Origin of the sequence: Pseudoalteromonas sp. OF7H-1 (assembly GCF_022347825.1) — a bacterium.
Lineage (GTDB): Bacteria > Pseudomonadota > Gammaproteobacteria > Enterobacterales > Alteromonadaceae > Pseudoalteromonas > Pseudoalteromonas maricaloris.
Window position 1 is genome coordinate 28,762 of record NZ_JAKRFX010000016.1, and the last position, 17,034, is coordinate 45,795.

Sequence of the window (17,034 nt, forward strand, 5' to 3'; positions counted from 1 at the left end):
AAAGGGTATATTGATGACTTCAAATCCGCAAAAGCCATCCTTTAAAACGGATAGAAGCCGTCTCTTTAAAGACAGGTTTGCACAATTTGGCATTACTGCTGGTGGAGTAATGGTATTAGTCGCACTTTTACTTATCTTCTTCTACTTACTATATGTCGTTCAACCGATCTTTGAATCAGCAAAGGTTGAAAAGCGTATAGATATTCAGCTTACACAAGACAAAACATATTTAGGTGTAGGGGTAGAAGAACAAACGGAAATTGCATACTTACTCGGCAGTCAAGGTTCGGTATATTATTACCAGATCAAAGGTGAAAGTGCCGGTAAATTACTAGATACATTGGATGTTGAACTTGACGGTAATGTCACGGCATTTGCAGAAAGTGCGCCTTTCTTGGGGCAATATGCATTTGGTCTGGATAACGGTCAGGTACAACTCGTGAAGCCGATGTTCACGGTAAGCTTTCCGGGAAATCAACGTGTTTTAACCCCTCGCTTAAGTTATCCACTTAATGCGAAGCAACTGATTGTTGATGAACAAGGGCAAGCAATTCGTAAATTCGCCTTTAGTCACTTCGAAGACAAAACCGCTGTTGTTGCACAGACTGCGGATAAACGTGTGATTTTTGCCTCTTTTGTTGCAGAAGAAAACATGTTTACTGGAGAGGTTGAATGGGCGGTTGAGCGTACCGAGCTAGATATTGATGGTCGTGTTGATGAGTTACTTATTTCTCCAGACACATCGCGCACATTTGTTCGCTCAGCAAATCAAGTTTACGTCTTTGATTCTCGCTATGCTTCTGAAGTTGAGTTATTCCAATTGCTTGCTGCAAACGAAGAAAATGCCAACTTGGTCGACATGAATCTGCTAGCTGGCGCCAACTCGTTAATGCTTGCTAACGACAACGGTGAGGTTTCACAGTGGTTTGAAGTCAATACCGATGATGGACGCCAGTTTGCTAAAATCCGCTCTTTTGAAACGCCAAAAAGCAAACAGGTCAAACTGTTTAGTGAATATTATCGTCGTACTTTCTTCACGACCAATGAAAATGGTCAATTAGGTTTATATTACACCACCAGTGAAGCGCACTTATGGCAAGGTAAAATCACAGATAAAGCTGTACAAAAGTTTGCGGTAGCACCACGTGCTAATGCGGCTTTGTTACTCGCCGATGATACGTTAACGGTAGTAGAGCTACACAATGAGCACCCTGAAGTAACTTGGTCTGCTTTGTGGCAAGAAGTATGGTACGAAGGATATCCAGAGCCTGCTTATACTTGGCAGTCAACCTCTGCGAGTGATGACTTTGAATCGAAATTCTCATTAGTGCCTATTTCCTTCGGTACCATTAAAGCGGCGCTTTATGCCATGTTGTTTGCTGTTCCTATTGCATTAGCGTCAGCAATCTACACTGCCTATTTTATGTCGAGTGAATTACGCCGCGTGGTGAAACCAACGGTCGAGATAATGGAAGCACTACCAACGGTTATCTTGGGCTTCTTGGCGGGTCTTTGGCTAGCTCCGTTAATTGAAACGCATCTACCCGCTGTGGTTGCTTTATTGGTGCTATTACCAATTGCGATGATAGCAACGGCATTTGGCTGGACTAAGCTACCTGCAAAAGTGAGACACGTTGTGCCTGAAGGCTGGCATTCAATCCTACTTATCCCTGTTGTGCTTGTCGTAGGCTGGATTTCATTTGCCATGAGCGCTGGAATTGAGTCTTGGCTGTTTGGCGGTAATGTGCGTCAGTATCTAACTAATGAGTTAGGTCTAACATTCGACCAGCGTAACTCACTAGTAGTGGGCATCGCGATGGGCTTTGCGGTTATTCCTACAATCTTCTCTATTGCAGAAGATGCGGTATTTAGTGTACCTAAGCATCTTTCAAATGGCTCATTAGCACTCGGTGCCACACAGTGGCAGACTTTGGTTCGTGTTGTATTACTAACAGCAAGTCCAGGTATCTTCTCTGCGGTAATGATGGGTCTTGGCCGCGCCGTAGGGGAAACGATGATTGTATTGATGGCAACCGGTAACACGCCAATCATGGACTGGAGTATCTTCCAAGGTATGCGTACGCTTGCTGCAAACATTGCGGTGGAAATGCCGGAGTCTGAAGTTGGCAGCTCTCACTATCGCATCCTGTTCCTAGCTGCCTTTGTATTGTTTATTTTTACTTTCGTATTTAACACCGTTGCTGAGTTTGTTCGTCAGCAGCTGCGTGAAAAGTACAGCTCAATGTAATTGGAGTGACATGACATGGTAAAACAGTGGTTTAAGTCAGGTTCTCCGTGGATCTGGATGACAGGTGGCGCGGTCAGTATTAGTTTGATTTCAGTAATTGGACTACTTGCGATGATCGCATGGAAAGGACTGAGCTTCTTTTGGCCGTCTCAAGTTGTTGAGATGCATCTCGACGGTTCAGTTGCCAAGCAAACCGTTATTGGTGAAATATACGATCGCGAGATGGTACCAAAATCTCGCCTTGAAGCGGCTGGATTCGACCTTTCAGGTTACAACAGCGAGCAAATCGAGCGTTTGCTCGTTAAAACGGGTAACCGTGAATATGTAGAACTTGATTTCCGTTGGGTATTATCAACAGATATCAAAAGCCAGTCTACACCAGCGGAATTAGCGGTATTTGAGCGTAGTAAAAATGGTAATTTCTATGGCTATGTTGCCCGCGTTTTAGAAGACGGTAAAGTAGTAACTGATCAGCCGATTGAAAGGCTACATGAGCTTGTTGAACGCGCCGTTGACCTTAATGACGAAGCGCTTGATCTACAAAATAGCGAAATCGGGCACATTAACTATGAGCTTGAACGTCTACGTTTAAAAGAAAAGTCGTATCAACTTGATAATGACCTAACAGAGGAAAAATTAGCAGAGTTAAATGCACGCCGTGCTGAGCTACGTGAAGATTACAAAGTCTTCGAGAAGCGTTTATTTGAGCTAAGGAAGCAGGCTAAGCGTGACCAAGTTGTGGTGCGTGATATGCGTGGTGAAGAAGTGACTTTGCCTCTGTACCAAGTGTTGGACGTTTGGTTTCCAAATGACATGAGCTTTTTTGCCAAAGTAGGTCACTACTTAGTGCAAATCAGCAAGTTTGTGAGTGATGACCCGCGTGAAGCAAACACCGAAGGTGGGGTATTCCCTGCAATCTTTGGTACGGTATTTATGGTTATGCTGATGGCGGTGATCGTGACACCATTCGGTGTTATTGCCGCGATTTATCTCCATGAATATGCAGCAAAGAACGCTGTGACTAAGATGATCCGTATCGCGGTGATCAACCTTGCAGGTGTTCCATCCATTGTATATGGGGTGTTTGGTTTAGGATTCTTCGTTTATATGCTTGGTGGGTCAATTGACGAACTTTTCTACCCTGAGGCTGCGCCAAGTCCTGTATTTGGTACACCAGGTGTGATTTGGTCTGCACTTACACTTGCTATCCTTACTTTGCCTGTGGTTATTGTATCCACGGAAGAAGGCCTGTCTCGGATCCCAAGCTCAGTGCGTCATGGTTCACTTGCGCTTGGTGCCACTCAAGCAGAAACCTTATGGCGGATCATTGTTCCAATGGCAAGCCCTGCAATTATGACGGGTCTTATTCTTGCTGTTGCGCGTGCCGCGGGTGAGGTAGCTCCTCTGATGCTGGTGGGTGTAGTAAAAATGGCACCAACCCTACCGCTAGACGGAAACTTCCCCTATATTCACTTGGATCGTAAGTTTATGCACTTAGGATTCCATATTTATGATGTTGGCTTCCAAAGCCCGAATGTTGAAGCTGCTAGACCTTTGGTTTATGCAACCGCGTTCCTACTGGTTACGGTGATTATTGCACTGAATATCACAGCGATTGGTATTCGTAACCACTTACGTGAAAAATTCAGATCGTTAGAGCATTAATAGTAAAGATTTTTAATAGGTAAAAACATGATTACAGTAGCGCCAGAAGTCAATCAAGCAAACGGCAATAATAAGCTTGATTTAGCAAACTTAAGTCCAGAGCTCACCGCACTAGAGATCAAAAACCTAGATCTTTACTATGGTGATAAACAAGCCCTTAGTAACGTCAATATGTTGATCCCAAAAGGGCAGGTAACCGCATTTATCGGTCCATCAGGTTGTGGTAAGTCAACGTTATTACGTTGTATTAACCGCATGAACGACCTGGTTGATAGCTGTCGTATTGAAGGAGAAATCAACCTTCAAGGACAGAACATTTATGACAAGAGCGTAGATGTTGCGGCACTGCGCCGTAACGTAGGCATGGTATTCCAAAGACCAAACCCTTTCCCTAAATCTATTTATGAGAATGTGGTTTATGGTCTGCGTCTGCAAGGTATCAAGGATAAGCGCAAGTTAGATGAAGTGGTTGAAAAGTCACTCCGTGGTGCCGCGCTTTGGGATGAAGTAAAAGACCGACTTCATGACAGTGCATTTGGTTTATCTGGTGGTCAGCAGCAGCGTTTGGTGATTGCTCGCTCTATCGCGATTGAACCAGAAGTGTTGTTACTTGATGAACCAACATCAGCACTCGATCCGATTTCAACATTGGTTATCGAAGAACTCATTAACGACCTGAAAAACAAGTATACTGTAGTTATCGTTACACATAACATGCAACAAGCTGCGCGTGTATCTGATCAAACTGCGTTTATGTATATGGGTGAGTTAATTGAGTATGCAGATACCAATACCTTATTCACCACGCCGTCTAAGAAGAAAACAGAAGACTATATTACAGGTCGTTACGGTTAAGGCGAGCTTGCGAGGAGAATATAATGGAACACAATATTAATAAGCACATTTCTGGCCGCTTTAATGAAGAGCTAGAAAACGTGAGAAATCACGTACTCAGTATGGGTGGACTGGTAGAGCAGCAACTAAACACTGCGCTTGATGCGGTTAACCACAATGATGCTGAAAAAGCGAAAAAGGTCAGTCAGAACGATTACAAAGTCAATGCGATGGAAGTGAATATTGACGAAGAATGTACACGTATCATCGCCAAAAGACAGCCTGCAGCCAGTGACTTACGTTTGGTGGTTGCTATCGCAAAAACGATTGCAGATCTTGAACGTATCGGAGACGAAGCAGAGCGTATTGCTAAAGTTGCCTTGGATTCGTTTACCAAAGATCAGCAAGATCTATTGGTGAATATTGACAATATGGGTCGCCAAGTGTCACAAATGCTACATGACGTGCTTGATGCGTTTGCCCGGATGGACGCGCAAAAGGCCTTTGAAGTGCACAAAGCTGATGCCAAAGTGGACCGTGAATACGAAGCAGTAACACGTCAAATTATGACCTATATGATGGAAGACCCACGCTCGATTCCAAAAATAATGGATTTAATTTGGTCTGTGCGCTCATTAGAACGTATCGGCGATCGTTGTCAAAATATTGCGGAATATGTGATTTATTTCGTAAATGGCAAAGATATTCGTCATACATCTCAAGAAGATATCGCAAAAACCTTGTGATGCTTATCAATTAGTTGCGCGCTTTCGGCGCGCAATTTCATAGTAAGTTCATCTAAACTTGCAATAAAACCGTTCACAACAGCGCTCAATGCTGTAAAATTACACTTTGCACATGCATACAAATATGATTTAAGGGTCAGTTATGCCTAGTAACGCGTTTTTAGGAGTATTTGCTAAATCTCCTATTAAGCCAATTGAAGAGCATATAAAAATAGTCCATCAAGCCAGTGCGGCTTTGATCCCATTTTTTAACCATGTCTTCAAAGGGGAGTGGACAGAAGCGGATGCAATTCGCATTGAAATCCGCAACCTAGAGCGTGAAGCAGATGAACTAAAGCGTGAAGTGCGCTTACATTTGCCTCGTGGTTTATTCATGCCAGTAGAACGGACTGACTTACTGGAACTTATCACCCACCAAGATAAGATAGCCAACAAAGCGAAAGATATCGCAGGTCGCGTTATCGGTCGTGAAATGGTCATCCCTGAATCCATTCAAAAAGACTTTCTTGCTTACGTCACTCGTTGTGTGGACGCAACTAAACAAGCATCAGAAGCGATTAATGAGTTTGATGAACTGCTTGAGACAGGCTTTAGAGGCCGTGAAGTCACTTTAGTTGAAAAAATGCTAGTTGAGCTTGATGCCATCGAGCAAGATACCGACGATATGCAAATTAAAATTCGTCGAGAGTTACGCGCTGTTGAAAGCGAGCTAAACCCAATTGATGCGATGTTCTTATACAAGATCATCGAATGGGTCGGTGGGCTTGCAGATATCGCAGAGCGCGTTGGTTCACGTCTTGAGCTGATGTTAGCTCGTTAATAAAAATCGATCTTTTAAAATAAAGTAAGGTTTCTTATGGATATCATTGCATCCTACGGCACAGTATTGGTTTTAATTGCCGCAGCAGTTGGTTTCTTTATGGCTTATGGTATTGGCGCAAACGATGTTGCGAATGCTATGGGTACTTCGGTAGGTTCAAAAGCACTTACCATCAAACAAGCAATTATCATTGCTATGATCTTCGAATTCGCTGGTGCTTATCTTGCTGGTGGTGAGGTAACATCAACGATCCGAAAAGGGATTATAGATTCTACTCCTTTCATCGATATTCCTGAACTGATGATACTGGGAATGATCTCTGCACTTTTTGCTGCAGGTAGCTGGTTATTGATGGCCTCAATGTTAGGTTGGCCGGTATCTACGACGCACTCAATCATTGGTGCAATCATTGGTTTTGCGCTAGTTGCTGTAGGCAGCGAAGCAATTCAATGGGGTAAAGTTGCAGGCATAGTTGGGAGCTGGATTGTTACCCCGGCCATCTCTGGTTTTATTGCTTATCTTATCTTTATGAGCGCCCAGAAGCTCATATTTGATACCAATAAGCCACTAGAAAATGCCAAACGCTTTGTGCCTATTTACATGGGTCTAGCGGGCTTTGTTATGTCTTTGGTTACGATCAAAAAAGGTCTTAAGCATATTGGTATCAAGCTCGGCACATTCGAAGGTTTTGCGCTTGCTATCGGTATCGCTATTATTATTGCTATTATCGGTAAGATTGCGATTTCTAAGCTGAAAATGGATCCCAATGCAGACAAGCAAATGCAGTTCAATAATGTTGAAAAAGTATTCGCTATCCTTATGGTACTAACAGCATGTTGTATGGCATTCGCACATGGTTCGAATGACGTTGCTAACGCAATTGGTCCATTAGCTGCTGTGGTAAACATTGTTGAAAACGACGGTGAAATTGCTAAGAAAGCGGCCCTAGCTTGGTGGATCTTACCACTAGGTGGTTTAGGTATTGTTGCGGGTCTTGCGATCCTTGGTAAGAAAGTAATCAAGACTATCGGTGAAGGCATCACGCATCTTACTCCTAGCCGTGGTTTCGCAGCTGAACTTGCTGCTGCTTCAACAGTAGTAATCGCATCAGGCACAGGCCTACCAATCTCTACAACTCAAACCTTAGTTGGTGCGGTATTGGGTGTGGGTATGGCACGTGGTATTGCGGCATTAAACATGGGTGTTATTCGTAACATCGTAGTTTCTTGGGTAATTACATTGCCAGTTGGTGCTGCCCTTGCTATTGTTATATTCTATATTTTGAGATTAGTGTTCGGCGTATAAAATAAACCGCACTTTTCAAAAAGACAGACTTTTAGCTTGAAAAGATCTCAACACCTTTGGTGTTGGGGTCTTTTTATTTGTGCTGTTGAAAATTAAGAGTAAAGCTTGTGACGAATTTACCTAGTATCAAACAACTACAATACCTGCTTGCGGTGCATCAGCACCAACATTTTGGTCGTGCAGCGGAAGCATGCTTTATTGGTCAATCGACGCTAAGTAGCGCGATACAAAATCTTGAAGAGACATTAGGATGTCAGCTAATTGAACGCGAAAATCGCAGCCTAATGTTTACCGATATTGGTGAGGAAGTGGTTGAACGAGCGCGGAAAATTATCGACGACACCATGAGCGTTAAAGAGCTGACTAAAAGCTATAAAAATCCATTATCTGGTAAGTTGACGTTAGGGATCATTCCCACCATTGCGAGTTTTATTGCCGCGCCACTTTATCAGGCGTGCAAAAAAGAATTTGCAGCGCTTAATTTGGTACTGGTTGAAGATACCAGTGATAACTTACTGGATAAGTTAGAGCATGGGCATATTGATATGGCCATGTTGGCGCTGCCATATAGAACCGATAAGTTTCATACACAGGTACTTGCAAAAGATCACTTTAGCTTGGTTCGCCATACGGAGTACAGCGTACCAGAGCCGATCGAGGACTTTAACCTGTTACCTGAGCAAAGTGTATTTTTACTCGAAAAAGAGCATTGTATGACGGGGCATGCTCTTAGTGCTTGTCACCTGAACCGTAGCGCGTGCATCAATCCATTCGAGGCGGCAAACCTACATACTTTATTAAGTATGGTGGAATACAAAAATGGCGTAACGTTTTTACCTCAAATGGCTATCAATGCTGGGATTTTGGAAGGTAAGCCTTTAGTGGCTATGCCACCACAAGATCATGCATATCGCGAGATTGGCTTGATCTGGCGTCGTACTACCGGGCGGATCAGAGATTTTAGACTGTTTAGCGACTTTGTTGGTGGCTACATCAGTGGCCAATGTCAGTCGCAATAATAAAGAAGAAGCACCTTAACGGTGCTTTTTTTTCAAAAAATTTTCCCGTCTGAACAACTTTTTTTGCGCCCGCTACGATTAATAGTTAGTGAGTAGATTGGATGAGTGAACTGCGTGTTTTTTAATAGCGAAAAACAATTAATAAAAAGAGCACTGCAAGGTAATCAAGGAGCATGGTCAAAGCTTTGCGCCCAGCATCATAGTCGTGTGTATAACCAATGTTTGAGGCTGGTTGGTAATCCGCAAGACGCGCTAGATATTGCTCAAGATGTATTTTTAAGTATGTATCGAAATCTGCATACCTTTAATGGTGATGCTAAGTTCTCGACTTGGGTATTTAAAATCACCCATGCAAGGATAGTGGATCACATGCGAAAACATAAGTTTGAATCGATTGAAGGTAAAGAACCTGAGACGCCGCAACACGGACCTGACAGCAAAATAGCGCAACAACAAAGTAATGAAGAGATATATATCGCGCTGAAACAACTACCATTTGAGCAGCGCATTGTCGTGGAGCTAAAGTTTTTCCAGCATTACACCTTTGATGAAATTGCGCTGCAGCTTGAGTTATCAAGTAATACGGTGAAGGCTAGGCTATACAGTGCGTTAGGTAAGATGAAAGGGCAACTAGAGGTGCAAAATCATGGCTAAATTAGCACACTTATTTGAGCAGTGGTTAGATGGCAAAGTGCTGTCTGAGGCAGAGTTGGCCGAACTTCAGGCAGATAGTGAATATCGAGCAATGATGAGTGCTGCCACTACTTGGCAACAGCATGCTGCTAGCTTCGAAGAGCAAGCGCCACCCTCACAGCTCACTTTGCAGCACCAAACTCGCGCTTGGCCAGTGGCTGCCGTTGCTGCTTGGCTGGTTGTTGGGCTCGGTGTATCAGGACTTTGGTTACAGAACTTAGGCTTACATCAGCAGTTGAGTGTTCAACAAACGCAACTGGCACAGCATCAAAGCGCTATGCAGGCCATGCTTGCAAAACTTGATGAGACTAAGCCAATAGATCAAGCTACGCTTGCCAAGTTAGCAACGCAAGTGGTTGAACAAAATCGTAAAGAGCGCAGTTTGGCAATGAATAATCTCGTTGATCTGATCCAAGCACAAAGAGCGCAAGATCAAGCCCTACTTAGGCTGCAATTGAATGAATTGGCAGAGCAAGTAGAGCAAACACCGACACAAAATTTAGCACAGTATCGAGGTAAACCATGAAGTTAATTCCACTTTGTTTTGGCGCTGTTGCAGCCATTGCTACAAGCTTTGCTCAGGCCCAAGTTGTTGATGAAGCATTAAAGCGTGAGGTTGCTATTTTTGAGCGGGTACTAATGAGTGCATTACAGCATGACACACAAGATCAAGTTCGTAGTGTTTCTGGCTATTATTTAAAAGATCAGGGAGTTGTGTTTGAACTGGCATTAAAACGTCGGCATCGTCTAGAGTGGATCTCTCATATCGACAATCTCGATGATGTGGCTGCAATAGGGGAGTTTGAACTGCCGGAATTTGATATGGACATCGCGGAGGTCGAGATTTCACAGCCGATAGCTGAAGCTTTTTCTCAAGCTTATTCGGATGCTGCTGAGAAAGTGAGAGCAGGAGCCGAGAAGGTCCGCGAAGCCGTAGAGCAAGAAAGAGAGAATAGAATTCAATTGAGGGAGCTTGAACGCCAAAAAGCGGAGCTGGAGTTTGCGAAAAGGCACGAAAGTGATGATCAAGTAAAAGAATTTACGGAGTCATTGAGAGAAGTTGAGAAGCGCATAGAAAAGCTTTCACTTAAGGATTCGGAATTAAAAGACCTGAAAGATAAGCTGAAAGCGAGCCTTGAGGCTTCGCGGGTCAAACGCGCGAAGGAGAAAGCGGAAAAGCAGCAGGCGCTTGAAAAAATGCTAGTAACCAGCTTAGCCCGAAGTTTATGCGACTATGGTGCGGGTTTAAGAAGTTTGCCTAAAAATGAGCATGTAAGCTTTATTTACAGTGAGCTTAGTAATCCAAACAATAAACAGGTATTTGTTTATCCAAAATCCTTGGTGCAGCAATGTGTTAAGGGTGAGAAAACGGCTAAGGAGCTAGCCGAGACAGTAACTAGCTATCGCTTTTAGTTAATCTAAGCTTGGGGTAAAGTGTTTCTTTGAGGTTAGGGGCGCAAAGTGATAACACAAAAAACAGCATGATTACATGCTGTTTTATTTATAAAGGAACTTACACTAGTAAAGGAACTACACTTGCTTGTATTAAGCCTGCTCTATATTTTTTGCAGTAGTTAAATTTGGTAAAAAGAGTAAGTAAACCCAAACCACTAGATTAAAGTAGGGTAGCAAACCGAGCCCTGTGAACAATTTTACCGGATATCCTTTAGTGTTGGCATAGCGGTAACATTGATACGCGATGAGCAAGTTTGCAAGTAGTAAAAACAGTGATAATGACAGCATAATTTACCCCTTGAAGTCCATAGCAAGATGTAACTCAATCCTTTGAATGTCTATAAAATTAAGGTGTTACCTTAAAATTTGGTGACATTTTAAACTGGTATCTTTAATTATAGTGGACTTTGCAAGAAGTAAAAGTAACCTTTAGTATAAAAATGTTACTACGCTGTTTTTAGAGATAAAATAGTTTTTGCACTGCTCGCTAGTTGTTCAATAGGGAGCGGTCTAGAGATAAAGTAACCCTGTCCATAGTCCACACCTATTTCCTTAAGTTGTTGAAATATTTCTTTGTTTTCGACATATTCGGCAACTGAACACTTATCTAATGAGTGACTAATATCGTTTACAGCTTTGACCAGCGCCAGGTCAATTGGGTCGTTGAGCATGTCTCGAACAAAGGAGCCATCTATCTTAACATGCTGCGCGGGTAGCTGTTTTAGGTAGCTAAAAGTGCTGAAGCCTGTCCCGAAATCATCAATAGCGAAATGGCAGCCAAGATCGTTCAGGTTTTTGATCATCGTCTGGGTTGCGTTAAGATTGTTAATACTGGCAGATTCAGTGATCTCAAAAATAACGCGATTAGCTGAAACTTGATGCTCTTTTAAGCAGGCTTGAATGTGTGGCTGCAGTCGTTCATCTAAAAATGAATGAGCGGATAAGTTAATTGCCACTTGGCTCAGGATCTCATGTTCAGCCAGTGCTTTAATGGCTGTTCTGATCACGCATTGATCCATCAAAAATGTATCATTAAGTAGCTCTAATGCAGGAATAAACTGATTTGGGTATATTGTCTCACCGTTGATCTTTAATCTAAGCAGTGCTTCGTAATAGGCTATTTGTTGTTTTTTGAAATCCCAGATCGGTTGATAGTGGAGTTCTATGCTGTCGTTCTGAAGCGCTTGCCTAACACTATGGCCCCATTCTAAACCGGTTTGCAGTGTCTGGTTTTGTTCATCTTCTTTGTTATAACAATGAACCAAGTTGCGACCGAGATTCTTGGCAATATAAAGGGCTATGTCAGCTTGTTTCAAACACTCACTGGGATCCGCATTTTCATTGGTAATTTGCGTTAATCCGATAGAACAACTGAGAGAGTATGCATTGTCTTCAAAGTGAAATTTATGTTCTTCGATAGCCATGCAAATGCTTTCAGCGCACATATGAGCGTCGAGTAAATTGGTGTGTTTAAGCAGTACAGCAAATTCGTCTCCCCCAATACGGAAAGTGAGATGCTCTTCACCTATTTTGTCGCCAAACAACTCTGATACTTCTTTGAGTACGATATCTCCTTGCTGATGGCCTTTACTGTCATTGATGATCTTAAAGTGATCTAAGTCGATGTAAATTAGCGCGTGTTCTATCTCTTCTGCAGACTTTACTTCATTGCACAGCTGATTTAATTGCTGGTCAAAATAATAGCGGTTGTGTAAGCCGGTAAGCGTATCATGCAGTGCTAAGTGTCTGAGTTGTAGTTCAGCTTGTTTGCGCTCGTGAATGTTATCGAGTGTTGCAGTTATTGCGACCGAACTTGAGGTATTCTTGATAAGTTGCAGGCGGCATTCGACCCACACTAGATGTCCAGCTTTATGGCAGAGCTGCAACTCGACTTGCGCATGTTGCCTTACCCCACTTTGAATTTCTCGAATGACTTTGTTGAAAGTTGTAAGTTCATCTTTGGCAATGTAGTTGCTGAGTTGGGTATTGAGGCTCGACTTAATACCAAAGCCAGAGAGGTATTCCCATGCTGGATTTATAAAGCGGATCGCACCTTCCAAATCCAATTCGACGACTACAGTTCTGAGGTGCAGTAAGATACGTTGGTGTGCAGAAAATAAATCTTTATAGCGACTTTCACTGCGACTGAGTTGCTCAACTTTATTAGCAAACTCAGCATAGCTCACCATAAAGTCTTCTCGTCGCGCCGCATGGTCGCATACCTTGCTTAAAAAGGGCATGTCGTATGGCGCTCGAACAAAGTCGGTAACACCTAACAATAATAGTTGTTCAGCATGGTCGGCATCGCGTTTGTCAATAATGGTTACAATGGCTTGGCTTGGACGATGTTTGAGAATACTTTCGACTAAGCTTTCTGCGGAACCTGACAAGTTAGACGTAGTGTCCATTAAAACAATGGCGTAGTGATCTTGTAGAAATAGTGATAAAGCGCTGGCTGCCGAGCTTACATGTGTGCAAACGAAATTGTGCGATAAGTGCTCACATATTTTTTGCGCACGTTGTTGGTTGGGCTCTAACAACAGCAAGTTGAGGCGGCTGCTTTTATCTAAATGCGTTGACAACACATTGGCCAGAATTTGCGGCAACATGTCTTGACGCTCAAATGGCAGCACGGCATCAATACTGTAGCTACGGGCGGTGGTTTCGGCTATTCGTTCACAATAAGTTGGCGGAATAAGTACAATGGGGGTGTTTTTGGGCGTTGCCAGCAGACCTGAGCGGATCATGCGAGAGAATCGCCAGCCGTCAATTTTGCCAACATCCAAGCCGGTGATCACTAAATCGACAGCTTGCGTCTTCAATAAGCTTAGGGCATCTTGAGAGTCGGACTTGGCAATGATAGTAAAGACATCTAATGCACTAAGAGTTTTAGTCAAGGTTTGACGCTCGTGAGCACTGGCGTTAACAATGAGCAACGTTAGTTGTCTAGACACAATAAAAAAACCTCACCAGATACTGCGACACAATCATTGGGCTTATCTTAAAGTTAGCAAATCGTACTTAACCGCCGCTTGATAATAATCAAACAGTGACGCGAACTTTGCTCGGAAATCATAGCCGATAGCGATAAGTTATTGTTTAAACGTAAAGAATAAAGAACGCACTAAACAAAGGTGCACACCGTACAAAATTTTACATGGTGATTACCGTTTTAGACTCGCTAGGTTAAAGGTATTTACGCAAGGTTACAAGCACTTGATTTCGCCAAAACACCGCACTAGACTTGGCGCACTTTTAGAAATGAGGCCTTTCCATGCGCGTAGCAGACTTTAGTTTTGATCTTCCTGATGAGTTGATTGCCAGACACCCAATGAAGGAACGCTCTAGCAGTCGTCTTCTTACCTTAAATGGCAATAGTGGTGAAATAGAACACAAAGTATTTAGAGATATTTTGGCACTTATTAATCCAGAAGACTTAATCATCTTTAATAACACTAAAGTTATTCCTGCTCGTATGTTTGGTCAAAAAGCCAGTGGTGGAAAACTCGAAGTACTGGTTGAGCGCGTCGTAGATGAGCGAACTGTGCTTGCTCACGTAAGAGCGAGCAAGTCGCCAAAACCTGGTACTAAGATTGAGCTTGAAGGCCAAGCAACCGCAGAGATGGTTCAGCGCCATGGTGAATTATTTGAGTTGAGATTTGAGGGCGAAGAAAACGTATTGGCTATTTTAGATAAAATTGGCCATATGCCTTTGCCTCCTTATATCGACAGACCGGATGACGAAGAAGATAAAGAGCGTTATCAGACGGTGTATGGTGAGAAACCTGGCGCAGTCGCTGCACCTACCGCTGGACTGCACTTTGATGATGAATTGATGGCCACGCTAAAAGACAAAGGTGTTGAGATGGCCTTTGTTACTTTGCATGTGGGCGCAGGTACGTTCCAGCCAGTGCGAGTCGATTCGGTGGAAGAGCATGTTATGCACTCAGAATATATCGAGGTCTCAGCCGAAGTCGTGGAGGCAATCAAAGCGGCAAAAGCCAGAGGAGGACGCGTCATCGCGGTAGGTACTACGTCGGTGCGCTCACTTGAGTCTGCGGCTAAAGCAAACGGCGGTGAAATTGCTCCACTTTACGGCGATACCGATATTTTTATTTATCCGGGCTACCGTTTTAACGTGGTAGATGCAATGGTGACTAACTTTCACTTACCAGAATCAACGCTCATCATGTTAGTGAGTGCGTTTGCAGGGCAACAGCATATTATGAAGGCCTACCAAACCGCAATTGAGCAAAAATACCGCTTCTTTAGTTACGGTGATGCGATGTTCTTGCAAAAGCAAGATAAGTAACTCACGCCATACAACTATTTAAATGCCCAGTGTTGCTGGGCATTTTGCGTTTTATGGCTGTAAAGTTGCAAGCTCAATATGGGCTTTGTGTTTTTTATCCCAATATTATACCAATTAGTCTTAACGCTTGCTCAATTTGAAGGAGTAAATCTGACGCTAACTGCGTTAAAAATTTCTTATTTAGAGCAACTAAATATCAAAATTTTTGCCTTGCCTACAGGACGTAGGTACCTCGGCGTGAGCAGGACGCGGCAGCGGTGTTATCGACAAGATTTTCTCGCCTCAAAATAGAACACTTAATTAAGATAATTGGTATTAGAATTGCGCTAGTAATCTTGGTAGAATCGAAAGATCACTGCCCTAAGCATTGGCTTAGCACGTTTTTTAGTCAAAGTTGGACTGTTTTTCCGACAACGAGGTAACAATGAAATTTGAATTAGATAGCAAACAGGGTAAGGCTCGCCGAGGTCGCTTGATTTTTGACCGTGGTGTGGTAGAAACGCCTGCATTTATGCCTGTTGGTACTTACGGCACAGTAAAAGGCATGACCCCTGATGAGCTCAAAGAAACGGGCGCACATATCTGTTTAGGAAATACCTTTCACTTGATGCTAAGACCTGGCACAGAGATCATCAAACAGCACGGTGATCTGCATGATTTTATGAACTGGGATAAACCGATTCTGACCGATTCAGGCGGCTTCCAAGTATTTAGTCTTGGTGCAATGCGTAAAATTTCGGAAGAAGGTGTGTTGTTCAAGTCACCAGTTAATGGTGAGAAAATCATGTTGTCTCCAGAAAAAGCGATGGAAGTACAGCGCGACTTAGGGTCAGATATCGTGATGATTTTTGACGAATGTACGCCGTATCCAGCGACAGAAAAAGAAGCAAAAGACTCGATGGAGCTAAGCTTACGTTGGGCTAAGCGCTCTAAAGATGCACATGCTGACAATCCTTCTGCACTATTCGGTATTATTCAGGGTGGTATGTACCCAGAGCTTCGTGCCGAGTCGCAAAAGGGTTTAGAAGAAATCGGCTTTGACGGTTATGCACTTGGTGGTTTATCGGTTGGTGAGCCTAAAGAAGACATGATCAATATTCTTGACCAATGTGCCTATAAAATGCCAGAAAACAAACCACGCTATTTAATGGGTGTTGGTAAACCAGAAGATTTGGTTGAAGCTGTGCGTCGTGGTATCGACATGTTTGACTGTGTAATGCCAACGCGTAACGCTCGTAATGGTCACTTATTTGTAACCGGTGGCGTGGTGAAAATCCGTAATGCAGCACACAAAACAGATACCAGTCCACTAGATGCGGAGTGTGATTGCCACACTTGTAAGAATTACTCTCGAGCGTACTTACATCACCTAGATAAGTGTAATGAAATTCTAGGCGCTCGACTCAATACCATCCATAACTTACGTTATTATCAACGTTTGATGGAAGGAATGAGAAATGCCTTATCTGAAGGCACATTTGATGAATTTGTCGAAGACTTTTATGCGCGCCGTGGCATTGCGGTGCCAGAGTTGGCTGACGTTGGTTTGACAGAAAATAATTAATTTATAAACGAGGAAGTGAAATGAGCTTTTTTATCTCAAACGCGCATGCTAGCACTGCTGCGGCAGCACCTGCTGGTGGTGGCATGGAAATGCTAATCATGTTAGGTATTTTTGGTTTGGTATTTTATTTTTTAATTTACCGTCCACAAGCCAAGCGTGTTAAAGAACACAAAGACCTAATGGGTGCATTAGGCAAGGGTGATGAAGTACTAACTCAAGGTGGACTAGTGGGTAAAATCACAAAAGTTGCTGATGACAAAGACTTTGTTGTAATCGCACTAAACGATCAAACTGAAGTGACAGTGCAAAAGTCAGCGGTTTCAGCTGTGTTACCTAAAGGTACAATGAAATCTCTATAAGAATAACAATAAAG

At 43.0% G+C, this 17,034-nt stretch carries 15 protein-coding genes; 13 read left to right on the forward strand and 2 right to left on the reverse strand.

Features of this window, described 5'->3' with window-relative positions:
- Positions 1-13: 13 nt before the first annotated feature.
- The 10 genes from MHN30_RS17820 (at position 14) to MHN30_RS17865 (ending at position 10,743) form a co-directional block, all read left to right on the forward strand.
- Positions 14-2,248 carry an ABC transporter permease subunit gene (locus MHN30_RS17820; protein ID WP_130164996.1) on the forward strand — a complete coding sequence of 745 codons (2,235 nt, stop codon included), beginning with the start codon at positions 14-16 and terminating at the stop codon, positions 2,246-2,248.
- A gap of 15 nt (positions 2,249-2,263) precedes the next feature.
- Positions 2,264-3,913 (forward strand): phosphate ABC transporter permease PstA, encoded by a 1,650-nt coding sequence (pstA, locus tag MHN30_RS17825; protein ID WP_239360617.1) that lies wholly within the window; start codon positions 2,264-2,266, stop codon positions 3,911-3,913.
- Between the two features lie 27 nt (positions 3,914-3,940).
- The gene (gene pstB / locus MHN30_RS17830) at positions 3,941-4,768 is read left to right on the forward strand and encodes a phosphate ABC transporter ATP-binding protein PstB (RefSeq protein WP_010607157.1); all 828 of its coding nucleotides are present in this window, start codon (positions 3,941-3,943) and stop codon (positions 4,766-4,768) included.
- Positions 4,769-4,791: 23 nt separating this feature from the next.
- On the forward strand, positions 4,792-5,493 hold the full coding sequence (gene phoU, locus MHN30_RS17835; protein ID WP_010607158.1) for a phosphate signaling complex protein PhoU: 702 nt from the start codon (positions 4,792-4,794) through the stop codon (positions 5,491-5,493).
- A gap of 142 nt (positions 5,494-5,635) precedes the next feature.
- On the forward strand, positions 5,636-6,313 hold the full coding sequence (locus MHN30_RS17840; protein WP_010607159.1) for a TIGR00153 family protein: 678 nt from the start codon (positions 5,636-5,638) through the stop codon (positions 6,311-6,313).
- A 36-nt stretch (positions 6,314-6,349) separates the two neighbouring features.
- On the forward strand, positions 6,350-7,618 hold the full coding sequence (locus MHN30_RS17845) for an inorganic phosphate transporter (RefSeq protein ID WP_017218447.1): 1,269 nt from the start codon (positions 6,350-6,352) through the stop codon (positions 7,616-7,618).
- A 107-nt stretch (positions 7,619-7,725) separates the two neighbouring features.
- Positions 7,726-8,637, forward strand: a complete 912-nt coding sequence (locus MHN30_RS17850; RefSeq protein WP_039492743.1) for a hydrogen peroxide-inducible genes activator — start codon at positions 7,726-7,728, stop codon at positions 8,635-8,637.
- A 114-nt stretch (positions 8,638-8,751) separates the two neighbouring features.
- On the forward strand, positions 8,752-9,291 hold the full coding sequence (locus MHN30_RS17855) for an RNA polymerase sigma factor (protein WP_039492741.1): 540 nt from the start codon (positions 8,752-8,754) through the stop codon (positions 9,289-9,291).
- Positions 9,284-9,856, forward strand: coding sequence for a hypothetical protein (locus MHN30_RS17860; protein WP_130164995.1), 573 nt, complete (start codon positions 9,284-9,286; stop codon positions 9,854-9,856). The genes MHN30_RS17855 and MHN30_RS17860 overlap by 8 nt, the downstream gene beginning before the upstream one ends.
- A complete protein-coding gene (locus tag MHN30_RS17865) occupies positions 9,853-10,743 on the forward strand; it encodes a hypothetical protein (RefSeq protein ID WP_130164994.1) in 891 nt (296 codons plus the stop codon). The genes MHN30_RS17860 and MHN30_RS17865 overlap by 4 nt, the downstream gene beginning before the upstream one ends.
- A gap of 132 nt (positions 10,744-10,875) precedes the next feature.
- On the opposite strand, the gene MHN30_RS17870 is transcribed toward MHN30_RS17865, so the two are convergent.
- Positions 10,876-11,073: a hypothetical protein gene (locus MHN30_RS17870; protein ID WP_010607165.1), complete on the reverse strand. Its 198-nt coding sequence runs from the start codon at positions 11,071-11,073 to the stop codon at positions 10,876-10,878.
- A gap of 158 nt (positions 11,074-11,231) precedes the next feature.
- Entirely contained in the window at positions 11,232-13,739 is a 2,508-nt protein-coding gene (locus tag MHN30_RS17875; RefSeq protein WP_239360618.1) for an EAL domain-containing protein, read from the reverse strand.
- Positions 13,740-14,059: 320 nt separating this feature from the next.
- Here MHN30_RS17875 and queA point away from each other — a divergent pair, with 320 nt between their 5' ends.
- From queA to yajC, 3 genes are all read left to right on the forward strand, one after another.
- Complete coding sequence (queA, locus tag MHN30_RS17880; protein ID WP_102057567.1) at positions 14,060-15,097, forward strand: tRNA preQ1(34) S-adenosylmethionine ribosyltransferase-isomerase QueA; 1,038 nt, start codon at positions 14,060-14,062, stop codon at positions 15,095-15,097.
- 424 nt (positions 15,098-15,521) lie between these two features.
- The gene (gene tgt / locus MHN30_RS17885; protein WP_010374167.1) at positions 15,522-16,661 is read left to right on the forward strand and encodes a tRNA guanosine(34) transglycosylase Tgt; all 1,140 of its coding nucleotides are present in this window, start codon (positions 15,522-15,524) and stop codon (positions 16,659-16,661) included.
- Positions 16,662-16,681: 20 nt separating this feature from the next.
- On the forward strand, positions 16,682-17,020 hold the full coding sequence (gene yajC / locus MHN30_RS17890; RefSeq protein WP_010374166.1) for a preprotein translocase subunit YajC: 339 nt from the start codon (positions 16,682-16,684) through the stop codon (positions 17,018-17,020).
- The last annotated feature ends 14 nt before the right edge of the window (positions 17,021-17,034 follow it).

Coding starts and splice junctions, on each gene's coding strand:
- MHN30_RS17820 (WP_130164996.1), top strand. CDS start 14: ATGACTTCAAATCCGCAAAAGCCATCCTTTAAAACGGATAGAAGCCGT.
- pstA (WP_239360617.1), top strand. CDS start 2,264: ATGGTAAAACAGTGGTTTAAGTCAGGTTCTCCGTGGATCTGGATGACA.
- pstB (WP_010607157.1), top strand. CDS start 3,941: ATGATTACAGTAGCGCCAGAAGTCAATCAAGCAAACGGCAATAATAAG.
- phoU (WP_010607158.1), top strand. CDS start 4,792: ATGGAACACAATATTAATAAGCACATTTCTGGCCGCTTTAATGAAGAG.
- MHN30_RS17840 (WP_010607159.1), top strand. CDS start 5,636: ATGCCTAGTAACGCGTTTTTAGGAGTATTTGCTAAATCTCCTATTAAG.
- MHN30_RS17845 (WP_017218447.1), top strand. CDS start 6,350: ATGGATATCATTGCATCCTACGGCACAGTATTGGTTTTAATTGCCGCA.
- MHN30_RS17860 (WP_130164995.1), top strand. CDS start 9,284: ATGGCTAAATTAGCACACTTATTTGAGCAGTGGTTAGATGGCAAAGTG.
- MHN30_RS17865 (WP_130164994.1), top strand. CDS start 9,853: ATGAAGTTAATTCCACTTTGTTTTGGCGCTGTTGCAGCCATTGCTACA.
- MHN30_RS17870 (WP_010607165.1), bottom strand. CDS start 11,073: ATGCTGTCATTATCACTGTTTTTACTACTTGCAAACTTGCTCATCGCG.
- queA (WP_102057567.1), top strand. CDS start 14,060: ATGCGCGTAGCAGACTTTAGTTTTGATCTTCCTGATGAGTTGATTGCC.
- tgt (WP_010374167.1), top strand. CDS start 15,522: ATGAAATTTGAATTAGATAGCAAACAGGGTAAGGCTCGCCGAGGTCGC.
- yajC (WP_010374166.1), top strand. CDS start 16,682: ATGAGCTTTTTTATCTCAAACGCGCATGCTAGCACTGCTGCGGCAGCA.